Below are 6320 nucleotides of genomic sequence, written 5' to 3'. Positions count from 1 at the left end.
GGAGGTCAGGCGCATCATCTACACGACCAACGCCATCGAATCGGTGAACATGAGTTTGCGCAAGATCACGAAAAACCGTGGAGCGTTCCCAAGTGACGAGGCGTTGTTGAAACTGTTTTATTTGGCGCTGAACAACATCGCCAAGAAGTGGACGATGCCGGTGCAAAACTGGAAGCCTGTGCTGAACCGATTTACGATCCAGTTTGAGGGAAGGATGCCGACGAATTAACACTCGCTCCGTTTACACAAAATTCGGGACACCCTCACACTCCTACCGTGGCAGAGTCTGGATACCCGCAGTTCAAATCGCAAGTTTGGGTGGGAATACTTGCACCCGCTGCTACGCCCAATGACAAAGTTGATGACATGAACCGTGCCGTGGCGAAAGTCATCAATGACTCCGTCATGAAAACGCGATTTACCCAAATAGGCATATCACCGAAGTCCTTGTCAAGATCGCAGTTTGACAACCTCTTAAAAGACGATTGGCTTCAAGCCTCACCTTTGATTGAGCAATTTAAGATTCTTTAGGATTGACTTGTTGGTGTTGATGCGCCAAGTGATCGATCAGTGCTTTGCCTAAGGCGCTCAGCAAGTTGGTTTTGTAAATAATTTTTACCCTCACATTTGCCCATTTGTTATTCAGGGGCACGACGGCAATGTTTTTGCTGAGGGCTTGTTCTTTGGCGCTCCGTACCTGACAAACATAGATGCCCACGCCTTGTGCTGCTAAGCGAATGGCACTTTGCGTGGTGTCTACTTGGACCACGATTCGGGCATCGTCAGATTTGATGCCACCTGAGCGTTGCAACAAAACTTCGGTGTGACGGCTGTGCTTATCACCCACCAAATCGTAGGCCGTCATTTCTTCAAAGCTAATGCTTGCGCGTTCAGCGAGTGGGTGACTTTTTATCATCACAGCTGCCAGCATGTCTTTGTAGTACTCGACATGTTGCAAGTCGCTGGTCTCGGTGTTGTCCCACACCACACCCAAAGAGGCTCGGCCGTCTCTGACCATTTGGACCACGTCTTTGCTCACCATTTCCTTCACACTCAATTGCACCGATGCGTGTTCATGCAGCAGCATGAACGACGCCAAATCATCGGTCAACACCGATGACATGCTGCCCATGTGCGAGGCGATGGTCAGCGTACCTGTCAGACGCACGTTGCGCTGCATGAATTTGTCAGAAATTTTTTGTGCATCTTTCACCAAGCGTCGGGCATGTTCACTCAACAACGCCCCTTCAGGCGTGGCTTGAACCCCCTGGCGAACGCGCTTGAGCAACTGTGTATTCAATTGGTCTTCGAGTTTCGCCATGCGTTTGGTGATGGACGATGCATCCACCCGCTCACGCTCGGCCACACGCTTGATGCTTTGCGCATCACACACCTCCACAAACAATCGCAATGTGGTCAGGTCCAAATCTTTCATACGGCGCTTTAGTCTTTTTACGAATGCCCAATTGGCAATTTGAATGTAGTTGCAATTTCATTCGTCAATTCAATCGCGACATTCAAAACGCCGTAAATGCCTATTTGGAATTTATTCACTTCCTTTTTGGCAGTTTTAAAGCTCTATTTCGTTTATATCCTTTTCTATCATATTTGATGGACTAAATGATAAAAACTATAAAAATAGGCCTTAAAGCAGTTTTGTTTCAGGCAATTTGTATGACCGGGCTGGCTTTTGCCCAACCTGATGCCGGACTGCGCCTCGATTTGCGCGACCTCCTCACGATGGCCGTCAGCACCCACCCAGCCGTCCAAGCCCAACAATCGCTGGTCGGCGCCGCGCAAGACAACGTCAGCGGCGCCCGCTGGCAATACTTTCCCACTCCCTCGGTCTCGGTGCAAAACGCCAGAACCGGCGCCACCGACCCTGCCTATGCGGGGGATTCGCGTGTCACGGTTTTAGCCTTGACCCAGCCTTTGTGGACCGGTGGCCGCATCGAAGCCGGGGTCGACAAAGCCCAAGCCTATGCACAAGGTGCCGCCGCGGGTTTGGCTGAGTCGCAGCAGCAACTCGCCATTCGCGTGGTGCAAGCCTATGGCGATTGGCTCAGCGCTTACCGCAAACGCGCGGCCTACCAAGTGGGCCAGGCCCAGCACATCCGCCTCAAAGACCAAGTAGCCCGCCGCATCCACGAAGGCCAAGCGGCTGCGAGCGATTTGGCCTTGGCCCAAGGCCGTTTGGCCAGTTTGGACGCCGACATGGCCTTGGCCATCACCCAAGAAGAGGTCAGTCTCGCCCGCCTGTCGCAGCTGCTGGGTCAGACCGTGGCGGCCAAGTCTTTGACCGGTTCACTGGCCGAGCCCTTGCCCAACAGCCTGAGCGTGAGTGAGTTGCTCGCCCAAGCCCAAAGCTATTCCCCCGCGCTGGCCCGCGCACGCAGCAATGCCCAGGCCCAACTTGCGGCCATCCAAGAAGCCAAAAGCGCCACCTTGCCCGAAGTGTCGTTTCGCTGGGAGCAGCAACACGGCAATTTCAACTACCTCGGTGGGCCCACACACACCCGTGGCTTTGTCAACCTCAGCAGCCGCCTTGGGGCCGGCTTGTCCAACTTCGCTGCCATCAGCGAAGCCGTGCAACGCCACGCCGCTGCAGAGGCTGACACCGAGTCCCAACTGCGCAGCCTGAGCGAGCAAGTCATGACCGACCACGCCTTGCTGGTCACCTCGCAAAGCCGCCGTCAAGCGCTGCAAACCTCGGCCGATCTGGCCGACCAAGTGCTCGCCTCGTGGGATCGTCAATACCTGTCGGGTCGCAAAAGTTGGCAAGACCTCATGAACTCCGCCCGCGAACAAGTGCAAGTGCAAGCCCAACTCGCTGACCTTGAAGGCTCCCAAGTCGTGGCCTCGTGGCGACTGGCCCTGACCACAGGTCAGCTCCAAATTGGCACAGGTCAGCTCCAAGTCTCCTCAGGCCAGCTCCAAGTGCCCACTGCTGAACAGAAATAAAAACACATGACTTCAGCCACCCCTTCATCCCCACAACTGCCGCGCTTGCTCGCGGCCTTGCTGCGTCTGGCCGAACTCCAACGCGAGCCGGTAGACCGCCTCGCCCTGCAAGAGGCTGTGCAACACGTCCAAGCCGAAGATGACTCAGCAGGTGCGGGCAAGAAACAAACCCCCGCGCAGCAAATCACCCGCCTCACGCGCCATCTCGGTCTCAAACCCGCCCGCTGGCTCAAAGCTGCCGATCCCTCGCAAGTGCCCGCCTTGGTGCACGACCCCATCGACGGTTGGGGGGTGCTGGTTGGGCAGAACGCCCAGCAGCAATGGGTGGTCTTGCGCTGGGACGACATCAAGCGCGCGTGGTCTGAAGGTTTGCACGACGACCCCACGCCGCTGCACATCGCCAAGCTGCGTTTGTCTGCCCCCTTCGAGCTGGGCAAAAGCCCCGTCTTCGCCCTCATCCGCACCGAGATCGCCGCCCAAAAGGGCCGCCTCATCGAAGCCGCTGCTGGCGGCTTGATCATCGGCATCTTGGGGCTGATCACCTCGTTTTATTCGATGCAGATCTACGACCGCGTCATTCCCACGGGTGCCATGCAAACCCTCATGGTGCTGAGCTTGGGCGCCTTGATCGCCATTGGTTTGGACTGGATGGCCCGCAGCGCCCGCACCCAGTTGTACGAGAACATCATCGATGAGGTGGACAAGCGCATGGCCCGCACCGTGTATTTGCGTTTGCTCGCTGTGCGCCTAGACCAGCTGCCCCGCAGCGTGGGCAGCTTGGCCTCGCAAATGCGTGGCTACGAGAGCGTGCGCAGCTTCCTCACCCAAGTCACCACCAGCGTGCTGGTAGACCTACCGTTTGCGTTGTTGTTCTTGGTCATCATGGCGCTCATGAGCGGCGCATTGGCGCTGGTGCCCTTGCTGTTCTTTGTGGCCGCGTTGAGCTTAGGCCTGTCCACCAGAACGCGCATGGAAGAGGTCGCCAAACAAGGCGCCAAGGCTGGCAACTTCAAAACCGGCTTGCTGGTCGAGACGGTGGAGGGCGCTGAAACGCTCAAATCAGGGCAGGGCGGTTGGCGCATGCTCGGGCGCTGGCTGCACAACGTAGACGAAGCGCGTGACGCCGAGCTGCAATCGCGCAACTTGAGCGAGCACTTCCAGCACCTCATCTCTAGCTTCCAGCAAATGAGCTATGTGCTCTTGGTGGCCTTTGGCGCTTATTTGGTCAGCAAAGGCGAGCTCACCCAAGGCGGCTTGATCGCCTGCACCATTTTGTCGGGCCGCGTGCTCAGCCCTGTGGCGGCAGTGGCCGCACAAGCGCTGCAATGGTCCTACGCCAAAGCTGCCCTCGAAGGCTTGGACGCGCTGTGGCGTTTAGAAAACGACCACCACGACCACGAACCCGTGGTGCTCGACAACGTGCACGGTAACTACCAGTTCGACAAAGTCACCGCCCGCTACGGTGCCAGCCCTGCCTTGGTCATCCCGCAGCTCCGCATCCAAGCGGGTGAGCGCATCGGCATCATCGGCCCCGTGGGCGCTGGCAAAACCACCTTGCTGCGCCTGCTCTCGGGCATGTACAAGCCGCAAGAAGGGCGCATCTTGCTCGACGGTGTGGACCTCAGCCACATCGCCAAAGCCCCGCTGTCCGAGCGCATCGGCTACTTGCAACAAGAAGGGCGTTTGTTCGCGGGCACCTTGCGCGAGAACCTGCTCTTGGGGCTGGCCGACCCGGGTGATCCCGTCATCTTGGCGGTGGCCCAGCGTACGGGCCTCATGCAAGCCGTCATCACGCCGCACCCGCGTGGGCTGCAGCAAGAAATCTTTGAAGGCGGCACAGGCCTCTCTGGCGGTCAACGCCAGCTCGTCAACCTCACCCGCGTGGTGCTGCGCGAGCCCGCCATTTGGTTGCTCGACGAGCCCACCTCGTCGGTGGACGGCAACAGCGAGCTGCAAATCAAACAGCTCATCCACCAAACCCTGCAGCCCCAGCACACCTTGGTGCTGGTCACCCACAAGCCCGACATGCTGCAACTGGTGGACCGCATCTTGGTGGTGGCCAACCACCAAGTGGTGATGGACGGCCCCAAAGCGCAAGTCCTCGCTCGTCTGAACGCGAACACACCTACAAACGCCAACGCTAATGCCAACGGAGCCGCCGCATGATGGCCCATCGTCCTTCCAAAATGCTCAGCCTGGTCATCCTGACCGTGGTGCTGTTTGTGGTCTGGTCCAGCGGGTTTGACATCGATCAGACCGTGCGCGCCCAAGGTCAGCTCATCCCCGGTGGGCGCACCCAAGTCATCCAAGTGGTTGATGGCGGTGTGTTGTCCGAGATTCGTGTGCAAGAGGGCGACAACGTCAAGGCCGGCCAAGTGCTCGCCGTGCTGGAGCCCGACCGCGCCCGTGCCGCCTTTGACGAAGCGCATGCCAAACACACCGCCTTGCGCGTGGTGCTGCACCGCGCCCAAGCCGAGGCCAGTGGCACAGCCCCCGCGTTTGGTCGTGAATTTGCTGGCTACCCTGAGCTGGTCGCTGCACAAAACAAGCTCTACACCCAGCGCAAGCAAAGCCTAGACGACGCACTCGCCATGCAACAAGAAGCCATGGGCTTGGCCAAAGAAGAGCTGCAAATGAACGAGCGTTTGTTTGCCGGTGGCGACATCAGCCGAGTCGAGGTCCTGCGCGCACGTCGCCAGGTGAGCGACATCCAGTCGCGCATCTTCGACATCCGCAACAAGTACCTGCAAGACGCCCGCGCAGAAGCGGCCAAACAAGAAGAAGAAATCTCCAGCCAGCGCTACCGCCAAGAAGACCGCCGTTACGCCTTGTCTCAAACCGAGCTGATGGCCCCCGTGGACGGCGTGGTGAAGTATTTGCGTGTCACCACCGTGGGTGGTGTGCTGCGTGCGGGTGATGAGCTCATGCAAATCTCGCCCACCGATGGCGAGTCGCTGTTGGAGCTCAAAGTCAACCCCGCAGACATCGGCCAGCTGCAAACCGGCATGCGAGCCAACATCCGCCTAGACGCTTACGACTACGCCATTTACGGCACCTTGACGGGTGAGCTGGTCTACCTCAGCTCGGACACCCTGCAAGAGCAAGGCGCCAATGGGCAGCCTCAAACCTACTACCGAGCGCGTGTTCGCCTGCTGCCCAACGCGGTCGCGGCCAACCCGAAGCTCCAACCCATTGTTTTAAAGCCGGGGCTGACGGCCACGGTGGACATCCTGACTGGCCAACGCTCGGTCATGCGCTATCTCATCAAGCCCATTGCACGCGGCTTGAGTGGTGCGCTGAACGAACGCTAAGCCCGCGCACGCAACACGTACGCAAACCGTATTTAACGAATCTCAACG

At 58.4% G+C, this 6320-nt stretch carries 6 protein-coding genes; 5 read left to right on the top strand and 1 reads right to left on the bottom strand.

The genetic code is table 11. The features are described 5' to 3' along the window. Together C5F52_RS23280 and C5F52_RS30450 are read left to right on the top strand one after the other, a co-directional pair. Positions 1 to 229 (top strand): transposase (locus C5F52_RS23280; RefSeq protein ID WP_146100147.1); only part of this gene is annotated, 229 nt, incomplete at its 5' end. 47 nt (positions 230 to 276) lie between these two features. Then, complete coding sequence (locus C5F52_RS30450; RefSeq protein ID WP_104800734.1) at positions 277 to 531, top strand: tripartite tricarboxylate transporter substrate-binding protein; 255 nt, start codon at positions 277 to 279, stop codon at positions 529 to 531. Here C5F52_RS30450 and C5F52_RS23270 read toward each other — a convergent pair. After that, a complete protein-coding gene (locus C5F52_RS23270) occupies positions 518 to 1435 on the bottom strand; it encodes a LysR family transcriptional regulator (protein WP_104800733.1) in 918 nt (305 codons plus the stop codon). The genes C5F52_RS30450 and C5F52_RS23270 overlap by 14 nt on opposite strands. Positions 1436 to 1674: 239 nt before the next feature. Here C5F52_RS23270 and C5F52_RS23265 point away from each other — a divergent pair, with 239 nt between their 5' ends. The 3 genes from C5F52_RS23265 to C5F52_RS23255 are packed head-to-tail and all read left to right on the top strand — an operon-like array spanning position 1675 to position 6272. After that, positions 1675 to 2961, top strand: a complete 1287-nt coding sequence (locus tag C5F52_RS23265) for a TolC family protein (protein ID WP_161499756.1) — start codon at positions 1675 to 1677, stop codon at positions 2959 to 2961. A 6-nt stretch (positions 2962 to 2967) separates the two neighbouring features. Further along, on the top strand, positions 2968 to 5127 hold the full coding sequence (locus C5F52_RS23260) for an ATP-binding cassette domain-containing protein (RefSeq protein WP_104800731.1): 2160 nt from the start codon (positions 2968 to 2970) through the stop codon (positions 5125 to 5127). Further along, positions 5124 to 6272 (top strand): HlyD family efflux transporter periplasmic adaptor subunit, encoded by a 1149-nt coding sequence (locus tag C5F52_RS23255; protein ID WP_104800730.1) that lies wholly within the window; start codon positions 5124 to 5126, stop codon positions 6270 to 6272. The genes C5F52_RS23260 and C5F52_RS23255 overlap by 4 nt, the downstream gene beginning before the upstream one ends. Positions 6273 to 6320 lie beyond the last annotated feature (48 nt).

It is taken from the genome of Limnohabitans sp. TS-CS-82, assembly GCF_002943475.1.
Note: the sequence above shows the minus strand (reverse complement) of the source record. Positions and strands in the feature narration are given on the sequence as shown.